The sequence below is a fragment of the uncultured Tateyamaria sp. genome, assembly GCF_947503705.1.
GTDB lineage: Bacteria > Pseudomonadota > Alphaproteobacteria > Rhodobacterales > Rhodobacteraceae > Tateyamaria.
In genome coordinates, this window is record NZ_CANNES010000002.1 from 413992 (window position 1) to 435051 (window position 21060).

General features: G+C 60.3%; 19 protein-coding genes. 7 read left to right on the plus strand and 12 right to left on the minus strand.

Features of this window, described 5'->3' with window-relative positions; genetic code table 11:
- Nucleotides 1–165 precede the first annotated feature (165 nt).
- Nucleotides 166–414 carry a hypothetical protein gene (locus tag Q1A44_RS08130; protein WP_299622554.1) on the minus strand — a complete coding sequence of 83 codons (249 nt, stop codon included), beginning with the start codon at nt 412–414 and terminating at the stop codon, nt 166–168.
- A 113-nt stretch (nt 415–527) separates the two neighbouring features.
- A complete protein-coding gene (locus tag Q1A44_RS08135; RefSeq protein ID WP_299622557.1) occupies nt 528–2801 on the minus strand; it encodes an NADP-dependent malic enzyme in 2274 nt (757 codons plus the stop codon).
- A gap of 178 nt (nt 2802–2979) precedes the next feature.
- Between Q1A44_RS08135 and Q1A44_RS08140 the strand changes: the two genes are divergently transcribed.
- The 6 genes from Q1A44_RS08140 (at nt 2980) to Q1A44_RS08165 (ending at nt 9217) form a co-directional block, all read left to right on the plus strand.
- Nucleotides 2980–4083, plus strand: coding sequence for a cupin domain-containing protein (locus Q1A44_RS08140; RefSeq protein WP_299622559.1), 1104 nt, complete (start codon nt 2980–2982; stop codon nt 4081–4083).
- 9 nt (nt 4084–4092) lie between these two features.
- Nucleotides 4093–4491: a cytidine deaminase gene (locus Q1A44_RS08145; RefSeq protein WP_299622562.1), complete on the plus strand. Its 399-nt coding sequence runs from the start codon at nt 4093–4095 to the stop codon at nt 4489–4491.
- Nucleotides 4488–5795, plus strand: coding sequence for a thymidine phosphorylase (locus Q1A44_RS08150; RefSeq protein WP_299622565.1), 1308 nt, complete (start codon nt 4488–4490; stop codon nt 5793–5795). Before Q1A44_RS08145 ends, Q1A44_RS08150 begins: the two co-directional genes overlap by 4 nt.
- On the plus strand, nt 5795–6964 hold the full coding sequence (locus Q1A44_RS08155) for a phosphopentomutase (RefSeq protein WP_299622568.1): 1170 nt from the start codon (nt 5795–5797) through the stop codon (nt 6962–6964). The genes Q1A44_RS08150 and Q1A44_RS08155 overlap by 1 nt, the downstream gene beginning before the upstream one ends.
- A 164-nt stretch (nt 6965–7128) precedes the next feature.
- Entirely contained in the window at nt 7129–7761 is a 633-nt protein-coding gene (gene upp / locus Q1A44_RS08160) for a uracil phosphoribosyltransferase (protein ID WP_299622571.1), read from the plus strand.
- Between the two features lie 124 nt (nt 7762–7885).
- On the plus strand, nt 7886–9217 hold the full coding sequence (locus Q1A44_RS08165; protein ID WP_299622574.1) for an SPOR domain-containing protein: 1332 nt from the start codon (nt 7886–7888) through the stop codon (nt 9215–9217).
- A gap of 2 nt (nt 9218–9219) precedes the next feature.
- Here the strand turns inward: Q1A44_RS08165 and Q1A44_RS08170 are convergent, their stop codons facing one another.
- The 3 genes from Q1A44_RS08170 to Q1A44_RS08180 all read right to left on the minus strand — a co-directional run bounded on the left by Q1A44_RS08170 (nt 9220) and on the right by Q1A44_RS08180 (nt 12316).
- Entirely contained in the window at nt 9220–10233 is a 1014-nt protein-coding gene (locus Q1A44_RS08170; RefSeq protein ID WP_299622577.1) for a hypothetical protein, read from the minus strand.
- Between the two features lie 116 nt (nt 10234–10349).
- Nucleotides 10350–11558, minus strand: coding sequence for a Coenzyme F420 hydrogenase/dehydrogenase, beta subunit C-terminal domain (locus Q1A44_RS08175; RefSeq protein WP_299622580.1), 1209 nt, complete (start codon nt 11556–11558; stop codon nt 10350–10352).
- Nucleotides 11555–12316, minus strand: coding sequence for an NAD kinase (locus tag Q1A44_RS08180; protein ID WP_299622583.1), 762 nt, complete (start codon nt 12314–12316; stop codon nt 11555–11557). Before Q1A44_RS08180 ends, Q1A44_RS08175 begins: the two co-directional genes overlap by 4 nt.
- A 176-nt stretch (nt 12317–12492) precedes the next feature.
- Between Q1A44_RS08180 and glyA the strand changes: the two genes are divergently transcribed.
- Entirely contained in the window at nt 12493–13788 is a 1296-nt protein-coding gene (gene glyA / locus Q1A44_RS08185; protein ID WP_299622586.1) for a serine hydroxymethyltransferase, read from the plus strand.
- A gap of 46 nt (nt 13789–13834) precedes the next feature.
- Here the strand turns inward: glyA and urtE are convergent, their stop codons facing one another.
- The 7 genes from urtE to Q1A44_RS08220 all read right to left on the minus strand — a co-directional run bounded on the left by urtE (nt 13835) and on the right by Q1A44_RS08220 (nt 21041).
- On the minus strand, nt 13835–14530 hold the full coding sequence (gene urtE / locus Q1A44_RS08190; RefSeq protein WP_299622589.1) for an urea ABC transporter ATP-binding subunit UrtE: 696 nt from the start codon (nt 14528–14530) through the stop codon (nt 13835–13837).
- Nucleotides 14523–15272 (minus strand): urea ABC transporter ATP-binding protein UrtD, encoded by a 750-nt coding sequence (urtD, locus tag Q1A44_RS08195; RefSeq protein WP_299622592.1) that lies wholly within the window; start codon nt 15270–15272, stop codon nt 14523–14525. The genes urtE and urtD overlap by 8 nt, the downstream gene beginning before the upstream one ends.
- Nucleotides 15269–16435 (minus strand): urea ABC transporter permease subunit UrtC, encoded by a 1167-nt coding sequence (gene urtC, locus Q1A44_RS08200; protein WP_299622595.1) that lies wholly within the window; start codon nt 16433–16435, stop codon nt 15269–15271. Before urtC ends, urtD begins: the two co-directional genes overlap by 4 nt.
- 4 nt (nt 16436–16439) lie before the next feature.
- Nucleotides 16440–18365 carry an urea ABC transporter permease subunit UrtB gene (gene urtB, locus Q1A44_RS08205; RefSeq protein ID WP_299622598.1) on the minus strand — a complete coding sequence of 642 codons (1926 nt, stop codon included), beginning with the start codon at nt 18363–18365 and terminating at the stop codon, nt 16440–16442.
- A 64-nt stretch (nt 18366–18429) separates the two neighbouring features.
- The gene (urtA, locus tag Q1A44_RS08210) at nt 18430–19716 is read right to left on the minus strand and encodes an urea ABC transporter substrate-binding protein (protein WP_299622601.1); all 1287 of its coding nucleotides are present in this window, start codon (nt 19714–19716) and stop codon (nt 18430–18432) included.
- A 383-nt stretch (nt 19717–20099) separates the two neighbouring features.
- A complete protein-coding gene (locus Q1A44_RS08215) occupies nt 20100–20483 on the minus strand; it encodes a VOC family protein (protein ID WP_299622605.1) in 384 nt (127 codons plus the stop codon).
- A 3-nt stretch (nt 20484–20486) separates the two neighbouring features.
- Nucleotides 20487–21041: a thioredoxin family protein gene (locus tag Q1A44_RS08220; RefSeq protein WP_299622608.1), complete on the minus strand. Its 555-nt coding sequence runs from the start codon at nt 21039–21041 to the stop codon at nt 20487–20489.
- Nucleotides 21042–21060 lie beyond the last annotated feature (19 nt).

Below are 21060 nucleotides of genomic sequence, written 5' to 3' on the forward strand. Positions count from 1 at the left end.
CGCGCAAAATTTGCAAAAACTACTGAACAAGGTCTGCAAATATTTGCAAAGCCCCTAAAAATACGCAGAAAACTGGAAACATCGTCAGCCTTTGCAAATCTGCAAAGCGCCAACTGCAAATTTCGCAGAAAATGGGCGTCGTCATCGATCCGTGCGCCGCTCGGCTCACCGGACGTCCAACCACTCTGATCGGATCGCCGCGACGCAATCGAGGTCATCCGTGGCCGAGCAACTGACAGGGCGTGGACGGGCATACACGGTCCGACGTTCAAATGTGGTGTCGCCGCGCGCGATTTCGCGGGTCACGGATCGATAAATATCACCCTGATAGTTGAATGTGCCTTCGCGTTCACTCACGACTTCTTCGCACGCGGCGAGGGTGAACATCATCAAAATAGGAACACCGAAACGCATTTGATTTCCTCCAATTCAAGCAAAAGAATGCCAAAATTAGATACCAAGGCCGTCAGATTCTCAAACTTTTTTGAGAATTCGCAGCCTCTGGCGTGCCAGTTTCACTGACCTGCCTATCCGTAATGCGTCACTGGGGTTCCGGCAACGGCCGACATATTCAACAGCCCCCGCGCCGTGATCGAGGGGCTGACGATATGCGCTCGATTGCCCATTCCCATCAAGATCGGGCCAACCTCCAGCCCGCCGCCTTTCATCTTGAGAATATTGCGCACGCCCGATGCCGCATCCGCATGGGCAAAGACCAGCACATTGGCAGGTCCCTGCATCCGGTTGCCTGGAAACAAACGCTGACGCAGCTCGGGGTCGAGGGCTGTGTCGATGTTCATCTCGCCCTCATAGCAAAAATCGTGACCTTGGGCGTCAAGGATGCGGATCGCCTCGCGCAAGCGCCAGCCAGAGCCATCGCCTTGATTTCCGAACTGTGATTGCGAGCAAAAGGCCACGTTGGGTTCCACCCCAAACCGGCGCACGTGACGGGCGGCACCGACTGCGATCTCGGCAATCTCTGCGGGTTTTGGATGCAGGTGGACCTGCGTGTCCGCCACAAAGAGCGGCCCATCCTCAAGGATCATCATGCTAAGCGCACCAACAGGATGATACGCCTCGCGCCCCAGAACCTGTGTGATGTAGTTCAGATGCCAGCGGAACTCACCAAAGGTACCGCAAATCAGGCTATCCGCCTCTTCGCGATGGACCATCACGGCACCGATGGCGGTGGTATTGGTGCGCATGATCGCACGGGCCAGGTCGGGCGTCACACCGCGCCGACACATCAGGCTATGATAGGTTTCCCAGTAATCGCGATAGCGCGGGTCGTTTTCCGGGTTTACCAGATCGACATTCCCGCCGACGTTGAGGGTCAAACCAGCCCGCTCGATCCGCGCCTCAATCACTTCGGGTCGGCCGATCAGGATGGGTCGCTCGGTGGTTTCCTCCAGCATGGCCTGCGCGGCACGCAAGACCCGTTCATCCTCACCCTCAGCAAAGACGATGCGGCGCGCACGGGCGCGGGCGGCCTCAAACACCGGGCGCATCAACAGCGCAGATTTAAAGACCGAGCCATCAAGCCTTTCCTTGTAGGCGTCCAAATCCTCGATGGGGCGCGTCGCTACACCTGTGTCCATCGCGGCCTGCGCCACCGCAGAACTGACGATGCCCACAAGTCGCGGATCAAAAGGTTTCGGGATCAGATAATCGGCCCCGAATGTCAGTTGTTCGCCTTGATAGGCAGCGGCGGCCTCAGCGCTGGTGGTGGCTCGGGCAAGGGCGGCAATGCCGTCGATACAGGCCAACTGCATCTCATCATTAATGGTAGTGGCACCCACATCCAGTGCCCCCCGAAAGATGAATGGAAAGCACAACACATTGTTGACCTGATTGGGAAAGTCGCTGCGCCCCGTCGCGATGATGGCATCCGGAGCGGCGGCGCGGGCATCCTCCGGCAGGATCTCGGGTGTTGGATTGGCCAACGCAAAGATGATGGGCCTCTTGGCCATCTGTTTCACGTGCTCTGGCTTGAGCACGTTGGGACCGGAAAGGCCAAGAAAAAGGTCTGCCCCCGCGATCACGTCATCCAATGTGCGCAAATCGGTGTCTTGAGCAAAGGCGGCCTTGGACGGATTCATGTCCTCGGCCCGGCCCTCGTATACCAACCCGTGAATATCGCACAGCCAAACGTTTTCACGTTTGACGCCCATCTTGAGGAGCATGTTCAGACAGGCAATTCCCGCCGCCCCACCACCGGTCGAGACAATCTTGATGTCTTCAAATTTCTTGCCCGCCACGTGCAGCGCATTTTTGGCCGCGGCCCCCACAACGATGGCTGTGCCGTGCTGGTCGTCATGGAAAACAGGGATGTTCATCCGCTCGCGGCATATCCGCTCAACCACGAAACAGTCGGGCGCTTTGATGTCCTCAAGGTTAATAGCCCCGAATGAAGGCTCCATCGCGCAAACGATATCCGCCAGCTTTTCAGGGTCGGATTCGTCCAATTCAATGTCAAAACAGTCGATAGAGGCGAATTTCTTGAAGAGCACCGCCTTGCCCTCCATTACCGGTTTGGAGGCCAGCGCACCGATATTGCCCAGACCCAGAACAGCCGTCCCGTTGGTTACCACCGCCACCAGATTGCCCCGCGCGGTAAAGCGGGCTGCGTTGCTGGGATCGTCCTTGATCTCAAGGCAGGCTTCGGCCACGCCCGGCGAATAGGCCCGCGCCAGATCACGACCATTGGCCATGGGCTTGGTCGCTCTGATCTCAAGCTTACCGGGTTTGGGAAATTCGTGATAATCGAGAGCTGCCTGGCGCAGGTTCGGTTGGTCGGACATGGTGCCTCCCTGGCAAAATATGGTTTAGCGTTAAACCAGTTTTGACGCAGGGGCAAATTGTGATCGGTGCGGGTTTGATCACAATCCAATGTGCGCTGTCCCGCTTCGTTGCAGTCCGTTCACGCATTGCATCCCTCACCACCTTTGCGTTTATTTGGCGCGAAGAAGGAGGATCCGCATGTCTGAGATACGGGCCGAGATACGCCTGCCCACCAATGAATTGCGCGACGACATTCCCTTTTTCACAAAGGTATTGGGGATGCGGATGGACATGATCTATCCCGCCGATGACCCGAGCGTCGCGGTGTTTTCAGGCCATGGCCTACGTGTTCGCATCGAGGCTGGCGCGAACGAGCCGCCCGGCACCTTGCGCATTCTGACAGACGATCCCAATGGGTTTGCTGACGGCGTGCGTGAACTGACCGCCCCAAATGGCACGCGTGTCGAGATCGCAGAACTGAACCCGCCCCTGGTTTTGCCCGACACCATCCACAGCTTTGTCGTCCGCCGCCTCGCCGACCAGGCCCCTTGGGTTATTGGCCGCGCGGGCATGCACTATCGCGATCTGATCCCGGATCGTCTGGGCGGTTCAATCATCGCAAGCCACATCCGCATCCCCGATGGCGGCCCAGTGCCCGATATGGTGCATTACCACACGGTCGGGTTTCAATTGATCTTTTGCTACCGAGGCTGGGTGGACCTCGTCTATGAAGATCAGGGGGAGCCCTTCCGTCTCCACGCAGGCTGTTGCGTGATCCAACCGCCCGAAATCCGGCACCGGGTTTTGTATGCCAGCGACAATATCGAAGTGATCGAGATTGGCGTGCCAGCCGAACATGTCACCACCATTGACCACGAGATGAATCTGCCCAACGGTCCGGCCAACCCGGACCGCCGGTTTCAGGGTCAACGCTTTGTCCACCACAAGGTGGACGAGGCCACTTGGGCCCCTTTCCGCCTGCCGGGGTTTGCGGCCCGTGACACCGGGATCAGCGATGGCACACAAGGGGTCGCTGGTGTTCAGGTGGCCAAACGCAGTGACGGCCCGACGGCATGGGCAGTTCATGACAGCGACATCCTGTTCACCTTTGTGATGGAGGGCACAATGACCCTTGAGGGGGAGGGCCGCGATCCTTTCCCCCTGTCACCCGGCGACGCCTTTGTTATTCCACCCGGGATGGCAACGCGCTATGCAGAGCCTTCGACTGATTTGGAACTGCTGGAGGTGTCACTGCCGGGCCGCTTTACGACCCATATGCAGACGCCAAAGGACGGGACATGAGGACCTGACATGAGTGCTTTGAAAGATGCCGCTATGGCTGTGCGCGAGAACGCCCATGCGCCCTATTCCAACTTTCAGGTGGGTGCCGCGATCCGCGCGGCCTCTGGCACTGTTTATGTGGGCTGCAACGTCGAAAATGTGGCCTATCCCGAAGGGACCTGTGCCGAAGCGGGCGCAATTGCGGCCATGGCGGCGGCAGGCGAATACCGGATCACAGAGGCCTATGTGGTCGCAGGCAGCCCCATGCCCGTGACCCCCTGCGGCGGATGCCGCCAGAAACTGGCTGAATTCGGTGCGGGCGACGTGGTTGTAACCATGGCCACGACGGGGGGCATTGAGCAGTCGATGACCCTCGCCGAGTTGCTGCCCGGCGCTTTCACCACGGCCCACATGGATGGCGAGGCATGAGCAACGCCCGCGCCATCATCGCCAAGCTGCGCCAACGCCAGACGCCCAACCGCGAAGAACTGAATTGGTTCGCTCAAGGTTTGGCTGATGGTACCGTGACCGACGCACAATCAGGGGCCTTTGCCATGGCCGTATGCCTGAACGGGCTGGGCGATGTGGGCCGTGTGGCCCTCACCATGGCGATGCGTGACAGTGGGCGCGTACTAGAGTGGGATCTGCCCGGGCCAGTCCTCGACAAACACTCCACCGGCGGCGTTGGGGATTGCGTGAGCCTCGTGCTGGCCCCCGCCATGGCGGCTTGTGGCGCTTATGTGCCGATGATTTCCGGGCGTGGACTGGGCCATACAGGCGGCACGCTGGACAAGTTGGACGCGATCCCCGGCGTCAGCACGCAACTGAGCGAGCGCCGCTTGCGCGACACCATTGCCAAGGCGGGCTGCGCCATTGTAGGCGCATCCGCCGATATCGCCCCTGCGGACAAACGGCTTTATGCGGTGCGCGATGTGACCGCCACGGTGGAAAGCCTTGACCTGATCACGGCCTCGATCCTGTCCAAGAAGCTGGCGGCGGGCCTCGATGGCTTGGTGCTGGACGTCAAAACCGGTTCTGGCGCGTTCATGAAGGACATGGACGAGGCGCGCGGCCTTGCCGAAGCATTGGTCAAAACCGCCAATGCCGCAGGGTGCAAAACCACCGCCCTGATCACTGACATGAGCCAACCGCTGGCCCCCGCCCTTGGCAATGCCTTGGAAGTGGCCGAGGTGATGCGAGTTCTGACGGGCCGTGCGGCGGGTCCCCTGGTCGAGATTGCAGCCGCCCTCGGCGGCGTTCTGCTGGCCAATGGTGGATTGGCAAAGGACGTGCAGGCGGGCGCTGATGCCATTGCGGCAGTCATCAAGGATGGGCGCGCGGCTGAACGGTTCGGGGCCATGGTCGCGGCGATGGGTGGGCCAGTGCAATTTGTTGAAAACTGGCCGCGCTTTCTGCCAGAGGCGACCGTCATCCGCGAAGTCAGCGCTCAAAGCACGGCTTTTATCACCGCCATTGATGGCGAGGCTCTTGGCCTCGCAGTCGTGGACCTGGGAGGTGGCCGCGCAGTGGAAAGCGACCAGATCAACCCGGCTGTGGGCTTGTCGGACGTGGTGCGTCTGGGCAGCAAAGTGGCCAAGGGCCAGCCTTTGGCCGTCATTCACGCCGCCCGCCCGGCAGATGCGGATCGGGCCGAGGCTGCGCTGCGGCGCGCGATTTCCACTGGGCCGCTGGCCCCCGCAACCCCAGACCTGATCGCGGATCGGATCGGCTGATGGCGCGCGCGTTCCTCGTGGTCATGGACTCCGTCGGTATCGGCGGGGCACCGGACGCAGGCGACTATTTCAATGGGGATGTCCCGGACACCGGCGCAAACACACTGGGCCATATTGCCGAGGCTTGTGCAGCAGGTCAGGCCAATGAGGGGCGCAGCGGCCCGCTGTACCTGCCGCATCTGGAACGACTGGGCCTTTGGGATGCGATGGCGCTGGCGGCGGGTGAAACCGTTGCGCCGGGCCCCTTTGGAGCGGCGACAGAGGTATCGCGCGGCAAGGACACGCCATCCGGCCATTGGGAACTAGCCGGGGTGCCCGTGCCTTGGGACTGGCACTATTTCCCAGATACTCAGCCTGCTTTTCCCAAAGACGTGGTCGCGGCTGTTTGCACGGCTGCGGGCACCTCGGGGATATTGGGCAATTGCCATGCTTCGGGCACCGAGATCATTGCCCGGCATGGGGTGGCCCACATAGAGACTGGCGAACCCATTTGCTATACCTCGGCGGACTCTGTGTTTCAGATTGCCGCTCACGAAGAACACTTTGGCCTCGACCGGCTTTTGCGCCTGTGTGAAGCCGTCGCGCCCATGCTGCATGAGATGCGCGTCGGTCGGGTCATTGCGCGGCCTTTCATCGGCACGCCCGGCGCCTTTGAGCGGACAGCACACCGCCGCGACTATGCCATCGCACCACCCGCGCCAGTCCTCAGCAATTGGGTGCAGGACGCAGGCCACCATGTTTTTGGGGTTGGGAAGGTTGGCGATATCTTTTCCATGCAAGGGTTTGACGAGGTCCGCAAAGGGCCCGATGCCACGTTGATGGAGCATCTGTCTGACCTCGTGGACACAGCCGAAGAGGGTAGTCTCACCTTTGCCAATTTTGTCGAGTTTGACAGCCTCTACGGCCACCGACGTGATGTGGCGGGCTATGCCCGGCATCTGGAGTGGTTTGACGCGGCCCTGAGCAAGGTGCTGGCCCGGATGCGCCCGGACGACATGATGGTTTTGACAGCAGATCACGGCAATGACCCGACCTGGGTGGGCACCGATCATACCCGCGAACGGGTGCCCGTTTTGGTGTCTGGTGGTCACGAAAGCGCGTTGGGGCCTTTGGGCTTTGTCGATGTGGCGTCCATCGTGGCGCGCCATCTGAGCGTTTCACCAAAATGAGCGCCTGACGGCGCACATGATTTTTGCCGCGCATCCGCGCGGGATGAGGGGCTGTCTACCCCTCAAACACCCCGAGGATATTTTTGACCAGAAGAAACCACCCCGTTGTTTCTGGCGCGCGGACGCGGCACAAGGGGGCCGATTTTGCACAAGGAGCGCATGCCATGTCTGACCATCTCACGATCGTTGATCACCCTCTGGTTCAGCACAAACTGACCATCATGCGCGATCGTGACACGCCCACCGCAGTGTTTCGCCAGCTTTTGCGCGAGATCAGCCAGTTGTTGGCCTATGAGGTGACCCGAGGCTTGGAGATGACCACCAAGCGCATCAACACACCCATGGCAGAGATGGACGCCCCCACACTGGCCGGCAAAAAGCTGGCGCTGATTTCGATCCTGCGCGCGGGCAATGGGCTACTGGATGGCGTGTTGGAGTTGATCCCCTCGGCCCGCGTGGGATTTGTCGGTCTTTACCGGGATGAAGAGACCCTGCAGCCGGTACAGTATTACTTCAAAGTGCCCGAAGCGATGGAAGACCGCGTCGTCATTGCCGTCGATCCGATGCTCGCCACTGGTAATTCTTCGGCGGCGGCGATTGACCTGCTCAAGCAGAGTGGGGCAACGAATATCCGCTTTTTGTGCCTGCTGGCCGCACCTGAGGGAATCGCCCGCATGAAAGAAGCGCATCCGGACGTGCCCATCGTCACAGCGGCGGTCGATGAGCGGTTGAACGAGGTCGGTTACATCGTTCCAGGCCTGGGCGATGCCGGCGATCGCATGTTTGGCACCAAATAGCGCCCCTTCCGCTTTACTCAGAGCGTGCTTTCAGGCATCGTTCCTCCCATATCTTGTGGGGGATATGATGAAAGTTACAAGAGTTGTTGCCGTTGCTGTTACAATAGCATCGTTTGGGGTTGGTTTGTCTCATGCGCAAAACCTGCGCGATGTGCAGGCCCCGGCAGAGTTTCCGCCCGCCTCGTACAAAGGCACCCAATATGTGGACAGCAAGGGTTGTGTCTATATTCGCGCGGGCATTGACGGCAATGTCACCTGGGTGCCGCGCGTCAACCGCCAACGCCAGTTGTTGTGTGGTCAGACCCCGAGCCGTGTAGCGCAAGGCGCGCCCGCAGCAGCCCCAGCGGCTGCTGCACCTGTTCAGATCACTGTGGCCCCGCCCGCACCTGCCCCCGCGGCCCAAGCGCCTGCGCCCCGGGTCGCCACCGCTCCTGCGGCCAAGCCCGCGCCTGTCAAACCGGCGCCGACCCCACGGGTTTCGACCACCCCCGCGCCCAAGCCTGCCCCCCGCGTCGTTGTGCGTCGTCCAGCGGTAGTGGCCCCAGTCGCGCGCCCCACGCCAGCACCCAAAGTGGTCAAGGCCCCACCGGCAAAAGCAGCACCTCAACCCCGCACAGTGGCCAAAACTGACACGGTGCGCACCCGGCAAGCCGCTTGTCCGGGTGCGTCGCCCATCAGCCAACGCTATATCAATTCGGGCACCGATCTGCCGGTTCGCTGTGGCCCACAGACCATTCGGCCCGTTGCAGATGCCGCCACCACTGCAACGGCTGGCACCGTTGTGACCCAACAGACCCGAGTTGTGCCCCGCCATGTCTATGACAACCGCCGCGCCGACACCGTCACCCAACCGCCCGCCGGATATCGTGCCGTCTGGGAGGATGATCGGTTGAATCCGCGCCGTGCGGAACAGACCCTTGAAGGGATTGCACGCAGCCGTCTGATCTGGACCCAGACTGTGCCCCGGCGTCTGATTGAGCGTAACACCGGCCGTGATGTGACCAGCACCGTGGCCCTCGTCTATCCCTATACCGATATGGCCACGCAACAGCGTGATCTGGGCACCGTCACAATCGTCCGCCGTGACGGTCTGTTGATGAAACGGATTGTGCGCAATGGATCAGCGCCCGTCAGACAGCCCACCGTGTCCACCCGCTCTGCTCCGGCGCCGGTAATCCAACCCAAAGCGAAAGCGCAGGCACAACCGGCTAAGCCAAAGGCTGTGACCCGTGGACAATATGTTCAGGTTGGTATGTTTGGCAGTGACGCCAATGCCAAGGCTGCGGCCCAGCGTTTGGCCAGGACCGGATTGCCCGCCCGTATGGGCACCCTCAAGCGTGGCGGCAAATCCTATCGCCTGGTGTTGGCAGGGCCCTTCGATAGCGCCGAAAAGACACGGCGCGCTTTGGGACAGGCGCGGCAAGCCGGGTTCAACGACGCCTTTGTGCGCAAGTGACCTCAGCTTTCGCAAATCGCCTGCAACTGTAGCCACTGGGCGTCGCGCATGATGGGGTCCGGCACTGTGCCACCCATTGGATCGGCCTCGATCAGATCAAGCGTTTCCTCGCCTGAGATGTCGCGCGCGCGCGCGTAGGGCGTGCTGCGCACTTGCGCGTCGGCAAAGGCTGGAAGCAAGTCTTCGGCGGGCACAAAAGCCATCGGATTGGCAAGCCGTGCCTCGGCAAATGCGTCAAGCGCGCGTTCAGGCATCACCCCCGTCGTCAACAGCGTTGCCGTGGCCCGCGTACCTGCATGTTCGAGCACCTGACGCAACGGATGGACGGCCGTGCTCCGCACCTTCTCGGCCAGAACATAGCCTGCGGCGACATCAGGTTCTTCGAAATCCTCAACGAGCGCGCGGTTCAACAGAACCGTGCCTCCGGGCAATGACAGCGCCTCGCGCACACCGCCGGGCAGGATTACAACGCGGGCAACGCCAGTGCGGCCTGCCAGCGCCTTGAGCGCAGGTGCGGCTTCGGTACTGCGGCACGGGGGGCCCGAGACCCGTTCGATCCGCGCCAGCAGGGCGATGCCGATTTCGGCCTCTTTCACCGGCGGTACGACCCTGAGCGCATGTTCAACCAACGCACCCGGCAACCAGAAGATTGCCAGCGCCGCCACGGCAGAGCCTGACAAAGCAGCCCCCAACCAGCGCAACCGCCCGGGCCGTGGGCGTGCCTTGGCTACGGCCTTGCGCAAAGTGTCAATCGCAGTGATCATTTCCGCCTCAGCAGCGTCAAGATCGAGTGTTTCGTCCGGGTCGCCATCTGGGAAAAAGGTGGCGCCTGTGCCCTCGGGCGGCGCCCTTTCGATGGCCGCCAGTGACCAATGGGTGAGAGCTGTGTCATTCAGATCCGAGATCACAAGCGTCGCATCCCCGATGGACACGACGACTTCGCGCCGTTGCGCGGTCGGGCTGGGGCGCCACAGGCCCGTCGCTTCGAGCCGATCATATTTGCTGAGTGCTGTCATGCGTGCCAACTGCTCGGGTCTTAATGCCCAGTGGGTAAGCGTAGCACGCGCGCCTCAGCAGGCCAAGCGATCACGCAGTGCCAGCCGTGGCGGACCAATGGGTACGCCTAACAGCGTTACCGCAATCCGTTGTCGTTTGCCTCGGCTCGTTCGCCTGGTTCCGGCGTCAGACCGTACGGTGCAGCAATCCGCCAGACATGATCAGGCACCATGTTCTTCATTTTGGCGGGCATCGCTTGGCGCAGATGCAGGATCGTCTCCGCGGCTTTCATCTCGACCCGAGTGCGCGCAAATTCCAGCCCCCGCGGCCCCGTGCGCGGCTGCAACCAACTGACGATGGGGCGGACCCAGTTCGGCATCCTACGCAACGGCAACCCGCCTGCCGCACGGGCGGTGTTGGCGATGAACCCTTTGACAGCCGCCTGCCGTTTGCCGCGTGACCCGACGGGTTCAAGAACGATCCGGTCGCCGAGGCTTTGCAGCATCTCGGCCCCACGCGCGTTGCGCACGATCACCCATTGATCGCCCTCGCCAGCCATATACCCCACCGTGATGTCCGCCAGCACATTGGTGTAGTCCACGCAGGTGCGGCACGTGAGTGGGAAGAAATCTGAAGCCAAGTCAGAGATAGGCAATTGAAGAAAGGGGATCAGCCGCTCCCGCCCGTCATCAAAGCGGATTTCGACGCGGTAGTCGGCCCGAAACTCAAGATAGCTGATGCTGTCAGGATCTTCGTCCAGCAAGCTTAGGAAGGTGTGAAAATTTTCGGTTGTGGTGTTGTCAGAACAGGGCGTACCAATGACGTAGAGGCGGTCGAAACCAAGGTCAGCTTCGAGTTTGCGCAGTGCATAGACTTGGCATGGTATACCTATGACGGCGAGGCGGGCAAAGCCGCGCTCCTGAGCCTCTTCCAGCAAAGCCAGCAAGGGGGCATAGCCCATGCGCATGCCGCGTGCACGGCTCATATCGGCGGCCTCGGTGATCAAGGCGGGTTGGGGTTTCCAGCGGTCCTTGGCATCGGGCACCATTGTCAGAACCGCATCGACCTTGCCGGTTGCCAGCAGGTCAGCCGCCAACCCCGTCGTGATCCCCGTCCATTGCGCGCCTTTGGCCGGGGTAGCCATCCGGGCGCGATGCATCGCCTGCACAGGGCCAAAAAACAGCTCGTCCCCCTGCCCGCGCGCGCGACCGTGCACGACCTGTTCCATCGCCGGATAGTTGGGCTTGATAAACTGGCATGCCGCTCCGCATGCCGACGGATCGGCCATGCGCGAGACACCGCAATCGGTGCACAAACTGCGCGGCGCCGGGTCGCGCAGGCTCATGTGAATTGTTCCGAGATCAAACGCTCTTCGAGCCCGTGGCCCGGGTCGAAAAGGATGCGATGGGATATGCTGGGCTCTGATCGTATCTCGACCGCCGCCACACTGTCAAAAGACCGCGAATCCGCCTCGGCCATTACTGGGCGCTTGTCGATCTCAAGCACGTCAAAGCGGACATGGGCCGTCTTTGGCAAAAGCGCCCCACGCCACCTGCGGGGGCGAAAGGCGGCCACAGCGGTGAGCGCGAGCACATCAGAGCCAATGGGTAAAACCGGCCCGTGCGCCGAATAATTATAGGCTGTTGAGCCCGCAGGTGTTGCAACCAGCGCACCATCACAGACCAGTTCGTCCATCCGCAGCCGACCATCGACGGTGATCCGCAGCTTGGCCGCTTGGGGACCTGCACGCAGCAGCGACACCTCGTTGATGGCCAGCGCCTTGTGCGCATAGCCGTTCTTGTCCCACGCTGTCATCGACAGGGGGTTGATTTCGGCCTCTTCTGCGGCATGCAAACGGTCGGTCAGCCCGCTTTCGGCATATTCGTTCATCAAAAAGCCGATTGTGCCCCGGTTCATACCGTAAACAGGCACGCTGAGGTGTTCGGTGTCGTGCAAGGTTTGCAGCATAAAACCATCGCCACCCAAGGCCACAATGACCTCTGCCTCGTCCAACGGAACGTTGCCATAGCGCCCAATCAGGGTGGCCCGTGCCGTCTGGGCCACGGCCGCCCGGCTGGCCGCAAAGGCGATCCTGAGGCTCATTCACGTTTCCTATTGCCGACGTTCTGCGCCAAAAGAACCATATAATTTCGCAGCTTACCAGCGTTGCCGCATCTTCCGCTCACAAAGTCGCTTTACATCCTTTGCCATCGCTGCGGTTTCCGATAGGAAACGGCGCAAGTTTACACCGATTCATGCCCCCGAAAAGGAGAGTGTCGATGAATGCGACGCACCGCACCGATGGTTTTTTCACCCAGTCCCTGGCCGACCGTGATCCCGAGCTGTTTGGCACGATCCGCGATGAGCTGGGCCGCCAGCGCGACGAGATCGAGTTGATCGCATCCGAGAATATCGTGTCCCAAGCCGTGCTTGAGGCGCAAGGGTCGGTGATGACCAACAAATACGCCGAGGGTTATCCAGGCCGTCGCTATTATGGTGGTTGCCAGTATGTGGATGTCGCCGAAACACTGGCGATCGAGCGGGCCAAGCAGCTTTTCGATTGTGGCTTTGCCAACGTCCAGCCGAACTCGGGCTCTCAGGCCAACCAGGGTGTGTTTCAGGCACTCTTGCAACCTGGCGACACTATCCTCGGCATGTCGCTGGACGCAGGCGGCCACCTGACCCACGGCGCCAAGCCCAACCAGTCGGGCAAGTGGTTCAACGCCATCCAATATGGCGTGCGTCGCGACACCCTCGACATCGACTATGACCAGATGGAAGCGCTGGCGCTTGAGCACAAACCCCAGATGATCATCGCGGGCGGTTCGGCCATTCCGCGCCAGATCGACTTTGTCCGCATCCGCGAGATTGCGGACAAGGTGAGTGCCTATGTGCTTGCCGACGTGGCTCACTTTGCCGGTTTGATCGCCGCTGGATTGTACCCCAACCCGATGCCCCATGTGCATGCGGCGACCACCACAACCCACAAGACCCTGCGCGGCCCCCGTGGCGGCATGATCCTGACCAATGACGAGGCCCTGGCCAAGAAGTTCAACTCGGCCATTTTCCCCGGCATTCAGGGCGGCCCGCTGATGCATGTGATCGCGGCCAAGGCTGTGGCCTTTGGCGAGGCGTTGGACCCGTCCTTCAAGCTATACCAAGAGCAGGTGATCAAGAACGCCCAGGCATTGGCCGATCAGCTGCACAAGGGCGGGTTGGACACCGTGACCCACGGCACCGACACGCATCTGATGCTTGTCGACCTGCGCCCCAAAGGGGTCAAGGGCAACGCCACCGAGAAGGCCCTGGGCCGTGCCCATATCACCTGCAACAAGAATGGTGTGCCCTTTGACGACGAAAAACCGATGATCACATCCGGTATCCGTCTGGGATCGCCTGCGGGCACGACCCGCGGATTTGGCGAACCTGAATTCCGCCAGATCGGGGACTGGATCAACCAGATCGTGGACGGCTTGGCCGCGAATGGTGAGGACGGCAATAGCGCGGTCGAAGATCGTGTAAAGGCCGAGGTTGGCGCTTTGTGTGCCCGCTTCCCACTCTATCCAAACCTATAAGATTTCGGACCCCGCGATGCGCTGGCATGGCGGGGTTCGCCCCTGACTACAGCGCCAGATCCTGCATCAACTCTTCTTTGGAATAGGCATCCTTGGCAACCCGCCGTTTGACGCGCCCCCCTTCCATCAACACAAAATCATCGCCCAGCGCATAAGCGAAATCGGCGTTCTGTTCGACCAGGACGATGGCCATCTCGCCTTGGGTCCTGAGCAGGCGCAAAGCATCGCCAATTTGGTCTATGACATTGGGCTGAATGCCCTCGGTCGGCTCGTCCAACAACAGAACCTTGGGCCGCGTTATCAGCGCCCGCGCGATGGCGAGTTGCTGCTGCTGGCCGCCGGATAGGTCGCCACCGCGCCGCGCCTGCATGTCACGCAGCACCGGAAAGAGGTCAAAGATGTGGTCCGGCACGCCGTGATCCGCCTTGGGCAAGCAGGCAAAACCGGTCTCAAGGTTTTCCTGCACGCTCATCATCGGGAACACTTCGCGCCCTTGCGGGACATAGGCGATGCCTGCGCGCGCGGCGTCAAAGGCGGTGACCGTGCGCATCGGTTTGGCATCTACCTGCACCGCGCCGCCAGAGGCCGGGTGCCGCCCCGCGACGGCCTTGAGCAGGCTCGTCTTACCCACCCCGTTATTGCCCATCAGAGCCGTAATCTGCCCCTGTTTGGCAGCAAAGGAGATGTCATAAAGGATCTGGCTTTGCCCGTAGTGCAGATCAAGATTTGCAACATCAAGCATGGGCACGCCCCAGGTAAACGTCGACAACCGTCTTGTTCGAGGTGACATGATCGAGGCTGCCTTCGGCGAGCACAGACCCTTCATGCAAAACCGTCACTTTGCACCCCAATCTGCGCACAAATTCCATGTCATGTTCGACCACGACAACGGCGCGCGTCTCGGCCGCGCGGCGCAGAATGTCTGTGGTTTTCTCGCGCTCCTCCACCGTCATGCCCGCCGCCGGTTCATCGACCAAAAGCAGCTTGGGGTCCTGAGCCAGCAGCATCCCGATCTCAAGCCATTGCTTTTGGCCGTGACTCAACTCGCCTGCCGTGCGGGTCAGTTGATCGCTCAGGCCGATCTCGGTCGCGATCTCTTCGATCCGGGCGGCGTTCTCGGGCGTCTTTTTATGCATCAAAACGGCAAACGGCCCACGCGGGTTTTTCAGCGCCATAGCGAGGTTCTGGCGCACGGTCTGATCCTCAAACACGGTGGGTTTCTGGAATTTACGGCCAATGCCCTCACGGGCAATCTGGCTTTCGGACATGCCCAGCAGCGAGGTGTTCTTGTCACCCCAGATCACGCTGCCCTCGTCCGGCTTTGTCTTGCCCGTCACGATGTCCATGAACGTGGTCTTGCCCGCCCCGTTCGGCCCGATGATGGCGCGCAGCTCGGCCTCGGCGAACTGGACCGACAGGTTGTTGATCGCGCGAAAGCCGTCGAATGTGACTGTGACGCCAGAGACCTCCAAAAGCGTACTCATGGCTGTTTCCTCACCAGATAGTCAAAGAGCCCGCCGATGCCCTTTGGGAAGAAGAGCGTGACGGCGACAAAAGACACGCCAAGCAGTACAAGCCACCAATCCGTCCATTGGATCGTGTAGAACCCTAGGTTTATAGGCGGTGCCCCACCGCCGGTGAACCAACTGGAGAGCAGCGAGACGAACGCCGCGCCGATGACCGCGCCATAAAGCCGCCCGCGCCCGCCGATGGCCACCCAAACAGCTAGGTAAATGGAAGCGATGGGTGCGATCTCTCCGGGGTTGATGATGCCCGCTTGCGGGTAATAGAGCGCGCCCGCGATGCCAGCCACGATGGCCGTGATGGTGAAGATGAAAAGCTTGTAGCTTTCCACGTGATATCCCAGAAACCGCACGCGCGCCTCATTGTCTCTGATCCCTTTGACGACGCTTCCCATCTTGCCAGACACAATCCAGGCGAAGAACACGTAGCCAGCGGCCAGCGCAAAGGCAGAGGCGAGGAAGAAGACGATGGAGATGGTCGCCTGCGGCGTGTCCTCGAACCCGGGGATGTTTTGCAGGCCCGAGAGGCCGTTGTTGCCGCGCAAGCCGCTATCATTCTGAAACAGGTAAAGGGCGAGGGCGAGCGTCATCGCCTGCGTCAGAATCGACAGGTAAACGCCCGTAACCCGGCTGCGGAAGGCCAACCAGCCAAAGACCAGCGCGAGGAGGCCCGGAACGAGAACAACCATCAGCAGCTGCAGAAACAGGCTGTCGGCAAAACCCCAGATCATGGGAAATTCCGAACTGCCCACCACGCCGAAAATCTGATTGCCGATGGCGTCCGATATTTCCTGCGGTGTAGGCGGGATGGTCTGGGCCATTAGGTTCGGCACCACGATGGCCTCCGTCCGCGCATACATCAGCCACATGCCGATGGCGTATCCGCCGATCCCGAAAAAGGCGAAATGGCCAAGCGACAGTATCCCGCAATAGCCCCAGACCACGTCCATAGCGATGGCAATGAGGCAAAGGCAGAGCGTCTTGCCCAGCGTCTTGACGAAAGAGGTGGAGATCAGGCCGACCCCCGTCGCCTCGGACATCAGCGTTACGATGGCCGTGAACAAGCCCAGAGCGGCAAGGAACCACAAGACTGAAGGATTACGGGCGATGAAGGTGTTTTGCATGGGATCAGTCCGCCGCCGCCCGTCCCTTGAGGGCAATGATGCCCTTGGGTCGGAATTGGATGAAAAGGATGATGAAAAGGATCATATAGGTCTGTGCCGCCAGCGTGTTGGACGGGTTCAACCACTCGATCCCTTTTTGCAGGAAACCGATCATCGATGCCCCCAAGAGCGTCCCCCAGACATTGCCGACCCCGCCGACAACGACCGTCATAAAAGATTGGACGATATAGTCGGTGCCCATTTCAGACGTCACCTTGGCATAAAGCCCGATGGCCACGCCCGCGATGCCAGCGATACCTGACCCAAGGCCAAAGGTCAGCATATTGATCCGATCGGGATTGATACCCATGGAGGCGGCCATACCGGGGTTTTGCGTGACGGCGCGGACTTCCAGCCCCAGCCGGGTCCGTTTCAGAACGTAAAGAATGAGGGCAAGGAACAAGAGTGCCAGAATGAAGATTGCGATGCGGATATAGCTGATCTGGATTACGTCAGAGATGACCCACGCCCCGTCGAGCCAACCGGGTGAGGTCAACGGGCGGGCCTGGGTGCCAAAGATGTTCTTGGCCAGTTGTTGCAATGCGATTGAGATGCCGAAGGTGGCCAACAGCGTCTCCAACGGGCGGTGATAGAGGTGGCGGATCACCAACCGCTCCATCGAAACACCTGCGCCGAAGGTGATTGCAAAGGCCAGCGGCAGCGCCACGATGATCGACAAAGTGTAATCCGGGATGAACAGCTGGACGACATAGCCTGTGTAAGCCCCCATCATGATGAATTCACCATGCGCCATATTGATGACGCCCATCACGCCAAAGGTGATGGCAAGGCCGATGGCCGCGAGGAAATAGATCGACGCAAGCGACAACCCGTCCAGCGCCAGATCCGCGGCCTGAGCAAAGGCGACGCGCTGCTCGACGGACGCCAGTGCCGCCTCGGCTGCCGCAGTAATCGTTGGGTCAGCTTCGTCATAAGTCTCAAAGAACACATGAGCCGCGATTGCCGCATCACGATCCGAAACAGTGACCAACGAGGCAACCAGCCCAGCATCCGCCAGTTGGGCATAGGCCGCCTCGCGCATTTGATCCGTACCAAGCTGGGCAACAGGAACATCACCAACACGCCCTTCGACCACATTTGCCTCAAGGGCAGCGCGGATCACATCTGGAGGCGTGCGTGACGGCGCAAGCTCAGCCTCGACCAATTGTGCATAAAACCCATCAGGGTCAATCATCGGATCAAGAACACGGGCGATGTTACCTTCAGGCTCAGACGCGCTGACCCCCGGTTCGGTCGTGAGAATTTGGTTCAACACGCTGCGCGCCTCGACACTGGTGTCGCTGGACAGGCTGTTGATTGCAGCGATCCTGTCGGCGGGGTCGTCCGCAAAACGCGCGGAAAGGAAGTTTGCAAGTTGGACTTTGCGGGCCTTGAGCGCTGCGTCAGGTTCGCCCTCAATGGACGCCAGGAGAGGGGCAAGCTGGGCCGCCTCGGGCCTGCGGGCAATGGAGGCGACGGCGGTTTCGCGACGCCCAAGATCAGGGTCGCTGAGCTGGAATTGGACAAGGGCCGTGCCAATGACCCTACGTACGCCGCCATTGGGGCGGATTTGGGTGAATTCGGATTTTAGGGCGAAGCTCGCCGCGCCTGTGTCGATATCCGTCAGGGCCAGATCATCGCCATCGGCATCGCCGATAAAGAACTGACCGTCATCACGCTGCCAAACGTTGCGGGCCGACCATTGTTCCAGAAAGACCGGGACTTGGGGCAGACCAGAAGCCACCAGATCATCCAGAGCCACACTGACAGACCGGCGAGAAGGCTTGGCGATTTCATCGGCGTGGACCTGCAAGATATCTTGCACGGTCTGAGCCTGCGCGGAAACGAATGTGCCTAGCCAGACGGCAAGGGCGAGAACGAGATAGCGCATGTGCGGCAGGCCTTTGGGGTATTGAACGCGCGGGGCAGCACAACAGCCGCCCCGCGCAAAACGTTTAGTAGTTCGAAGTCAACTGAACGCAGGTCTCGGTTTCGGTGTTGTACATGCCGCAACCCAGCTCTTTCCAATCCGACGTCAGAACGGCAGAAGCAGGCAGGAAATCGGTCCAGGCATCGCCGGGCACTTCGGCCGTTTGGCTGATGATGTCGAACTGACCTTCGGCTGTGATCTCGCCAATCAGGACAGGCTTGGCCAAGTGATGGTTGGGCAACATGACGGCGGTGCCGCCGGTCAAGTTCGGGAATTCCTGGCCATACATTTCGGCACGAACCGCATCCACATCCGTAGTGCCCGCCGCTGTGACTGCGTTGATCCACATGTTGAAGCCGATGTAGTGAGCCTCCATCGGGTCATTGGTCACGCGCTCTTCGCCGGCAAATGCTTTCCACGCTTCGATGAACTCGGCGTTGGCTTCGGATTCAGCCGACTGGAAATAGTTCCAGGCCGCCAGGTGACCGACAAGGTTCGAGGTGTCGAGGCCGGACAGCTCTTCTTCACCCACGGAGAAGGCCACGACAGGAATGTCGTCGGCGGAAATGTCAGCCGCCGCAAGTTCTTTGTAGAACCCGATATTGGCGTCACCGTTGATCGTCGAGATCACGCCAACCTGCTTGCCATCCTCACCCAGGGCCACAACGTCGCCCACAATGGTCGCCCAGTCGGAATGGCCAAATGGCGTGTAGTTCACAAAGATATCGTCGGCGGCAATGCCCTTGTCCTGCAGATACTGCTCAAGGATATTGTTGGTTGTGCGAGGATAGACATAGTCGGTGCCCAAGAGCGCGAATTTCTCGACGCCCAGTTCCTCAAGGAAGTAATCCACCGCAGGGATCGCCTGCTGGTTGGGGGCGGCACCGGTGTAGAATACGTTGCGCGAGCTTTCCTCGCCCTCGTATTGCACGGGGTAAAACATCAGGCCGTTCAATTCCTCAAGAACCGGCAGCGCGGATTTGCGCGACACCGATGTCCAGGAGCCGAAGATCACATCAACCTCGGACACGGTCAGCAACTCGCGGGCTTTTTCGGCAAAGAGGGGCCAGTCAGAGGCGGGGTCGACGACCACGGCCTCAATCTCGCAACCCAGAACACCGCCCTTGGCGTTTTGCTGTTCGATCAGCATCAGCATGGTGTCTTTGAGTGTCGTTTCGGAGATCGCCATGGTGCCGGACAGCGAATGCAGCACGCCGACCTTAACAGGGTCTGCGCATTCGGCGGCCACGAGGCTGGTTGAGGCCAGCAGTGCGCCCGTCACGTAAGAGGTAAGTTTCAGCTTTTGAGCCATGATTTATCAGGTCCCTGTTGTCGCTGCGGGGACCAAAGACGGCACAACAGCCGCTTTTGTCTACGACCCATCAGGTGTAGTCTGGGCCCGCAACAGTGATGTTGTAGTCGCGCGGTGGAGGTAATCTGCCAGGATGATCCGCCGCGCGGCGTTCGTACCCGTCGTTGGGCTCCATACCCTCTGCTTATGCCACGCGACATGACTAGCGACGGGATGGGCATGACCGCATCAAAGCCCGCATTTGCCTAAATGAATGCCTCAAAAAGGGCCGTTCGCCTATAAATTGAGCAACGCAAAAGCGTTAGATCGGCCCATTTTGGCCAACGACTGAGACAAACGAGTCGGTATGGCGTCAGATACAGTCACCTGAAACCCCACGCGTCTTAACCCGCGTTCGCAAAATCCACATGGATATGGTTGCCGTCGGGATCCCGGATATTGAACGCGATCAGCCCCGTTTCCTGAGACTCGGAACGCCGAAATGGCGTGGCTGTTTCGGTCAAACGTGCGGCAAACGCCTCGGGCACCCCAGAGGCGGTAAATGCAAAATGCTCAAGCTTGAGCGACAGCTCTGATCCTGCCCCGGGCGCGCCGTCCACTTCGACCAGATGCACGGCTGCCGTGTCGCCTGCATACATCCAGGCCCCGCCAAAACCGAAATCGGGCCGTTCGCCGCGGCGCAGCCCTAGAATATCTCGGTACCATGCAATCATCGCGTCCAGCTGTGCGGTGCGCAGGTTCACATGATCCAGTTTTTCAATCTGCATCTCTTAAGTCTTCCATTTGATCGAACAGCCAATGGACGGCGTCTGTTCCCTTGGCCCCTGCTCCGTTTTCGCGATTTGCACCATCGCATCGTACAACTCGCGCGGTTGCCCATCCGGCGGTGGTTCCAATTTGGATGCATCCAGACGGCCACGGTATTGCAGGCCCATATCCCGGCCAAAGCCAAAGAAATCCGGCGTACAAACGGCGCCATAGGCGTGCGCCACGGATTGGTCGACATCATGCAGATAGGGAAAGGGGAAATCGCGCTCTTGCGCCATCTTGCCCATGTTCTCAAAACTGTCAGCCGGATAGGCTACCGGATCATTAGAGCAAATTGCGGCCACGCCGATTCCGTGCTCTTGAACGTCGCGCACGTCACGGATGAGCCGGTCGAGGATGGCAATCACGAAGGGGCAGTGATTGCAGATGAACAGGATCAGCATTCCATTCGGCCCCGCCACGTCACCTCGCGAATAAGTCCGTCCATCGGTAGCCAGCAAGGCAAATTCCGGCGCGGGCCAGTCACAGTCGCAGATCGGCGGGGTCAGTGCGGCCATGGCATGTCCTGTTACATGA

Bases quoted from the DNA above. Each gene is read 5' to 3' on its own strand.
- Q1A44_RS08150 (WP_299622565.1), top strand. From the start codon at position 4,488: ATGAGCAACGCCCGCGCCATCATCGCCAAGCTGCGCCAACGCCAGACG.
- Q1A44_RS08180 (WP_299622583.1), bottom strand. From the start codon at position 12,316: ATGAGCCTCAGGATCGCCTTTGCGGCCAGCCGGGCGGCCGTGGCCCAG.
- urtA (WP_299622601.1), bottom strand. From the start codon at position 19,716: ATGGCTCAAAAGCTGAAACTTACCTCTTACGTGACGGGCGCACTGCTG.
- Q1A44_RS08145 (WP_299622562.1), top strand. From the start codon at position 4,093: ATGAGTGCTTTGAAAGATGCCGCTATGGCTGTGCGCGAGAACGCCCAT.
- glyA (WP_299622586.1), top strand. From the start codon at position 12,493: ATGAATGCGACGCACCGCACCGATGGTTTTTTCACCCAGTCCCTGGCC.
- Q1A44_RS08215 (WP_299622605.1), bottom strand. From the start codon at position 20,483: ATGCAGATTGAAAAACTGGATCATGTGAACCTGCGCACCGCACAGCTG.
- urtC (WP_299622595.1), bottom strand. From the start codon at position 16,435: ATGCAAAACACCTTCATCGCCCGTAATCCTTCAGTCTTGTGGTTCCTT.
- Q1A44_RS08135 (WP_299622557.1), bottom strand. From the start codon at position 2,801: ATGTCCGACCAACCGAACCTGCGCCAGGCAGCTCTCGATTATCACGAA.
- urtB (WP_299622598.1), bottom strand. From the start codon at position 18,365: ATGCGCTATCTCGTTCTCGCCCTTGCCGTCTGGCTAGGCACATTCGTT.
- upp (WP_299622571.1), top strand. From the start codon at position 7,129: ATGTCTGACCATCTCACGATCGTTGATCACCCTCTGGTTCAGCACAAA.
- Q1A44_RS08130 (WP_299622554.1), bottom strand. From the start codon at position 414: ATGCGTTTCGGTGTTCCTATTTTGATGATGTTCACCCTCGCCGCGTGC.
- urtE (WP_299622589.1), bottom strand. From the start codon at position 14,530: ATGCTTGATGTTGCAAATCTTGATCTGCACTACGGGCAAAGCCAGATC.
- Q1A44_RS08140 (WP_299622559.1), top strand. From the start codon at position 2,980: ATGTCTGAGATACGGGCCGAGATACGCCTGCCCACCAATGAATTGCGC.
- Q1A44_RS08175 (WP_299622580.1), bottom strand. From the start codon at position 11,558: ATGAGCCTGCGCGACCCGGCGCCGCGCAGTTTGTGCACCGATTGCGGT.
- Q1A44_RS08170 (WP_299622577.1), bottom strand. From the start codon at position 10,233: ATGACAGCACTCAGCAAATATGATCGGCTCGAAGCGACGGGCCTGTGG.
- urtD (WP_299622592.1), bottom strand. From the start codon at position 15,272: ATGAGTACGCTTTTGGAGGTCTCTGGCGTCACAGTCACATTCGACGGC.
- Q1A44_RS08155 (WP_299622568.1), top strand. From the start codon at position 5,795: ATGGCGCGCGCGTTCCTCGTGGTCATGGACTCCGTCGGTATCGGCGGG.
- Q1A44_RS08220 (WP_299622608.1), bottom strand. From the start codon at position 21,041: ATGGCCGCACTGACCCCGCCGATCTGCGACTGTGACTGGCCCGCGCCG.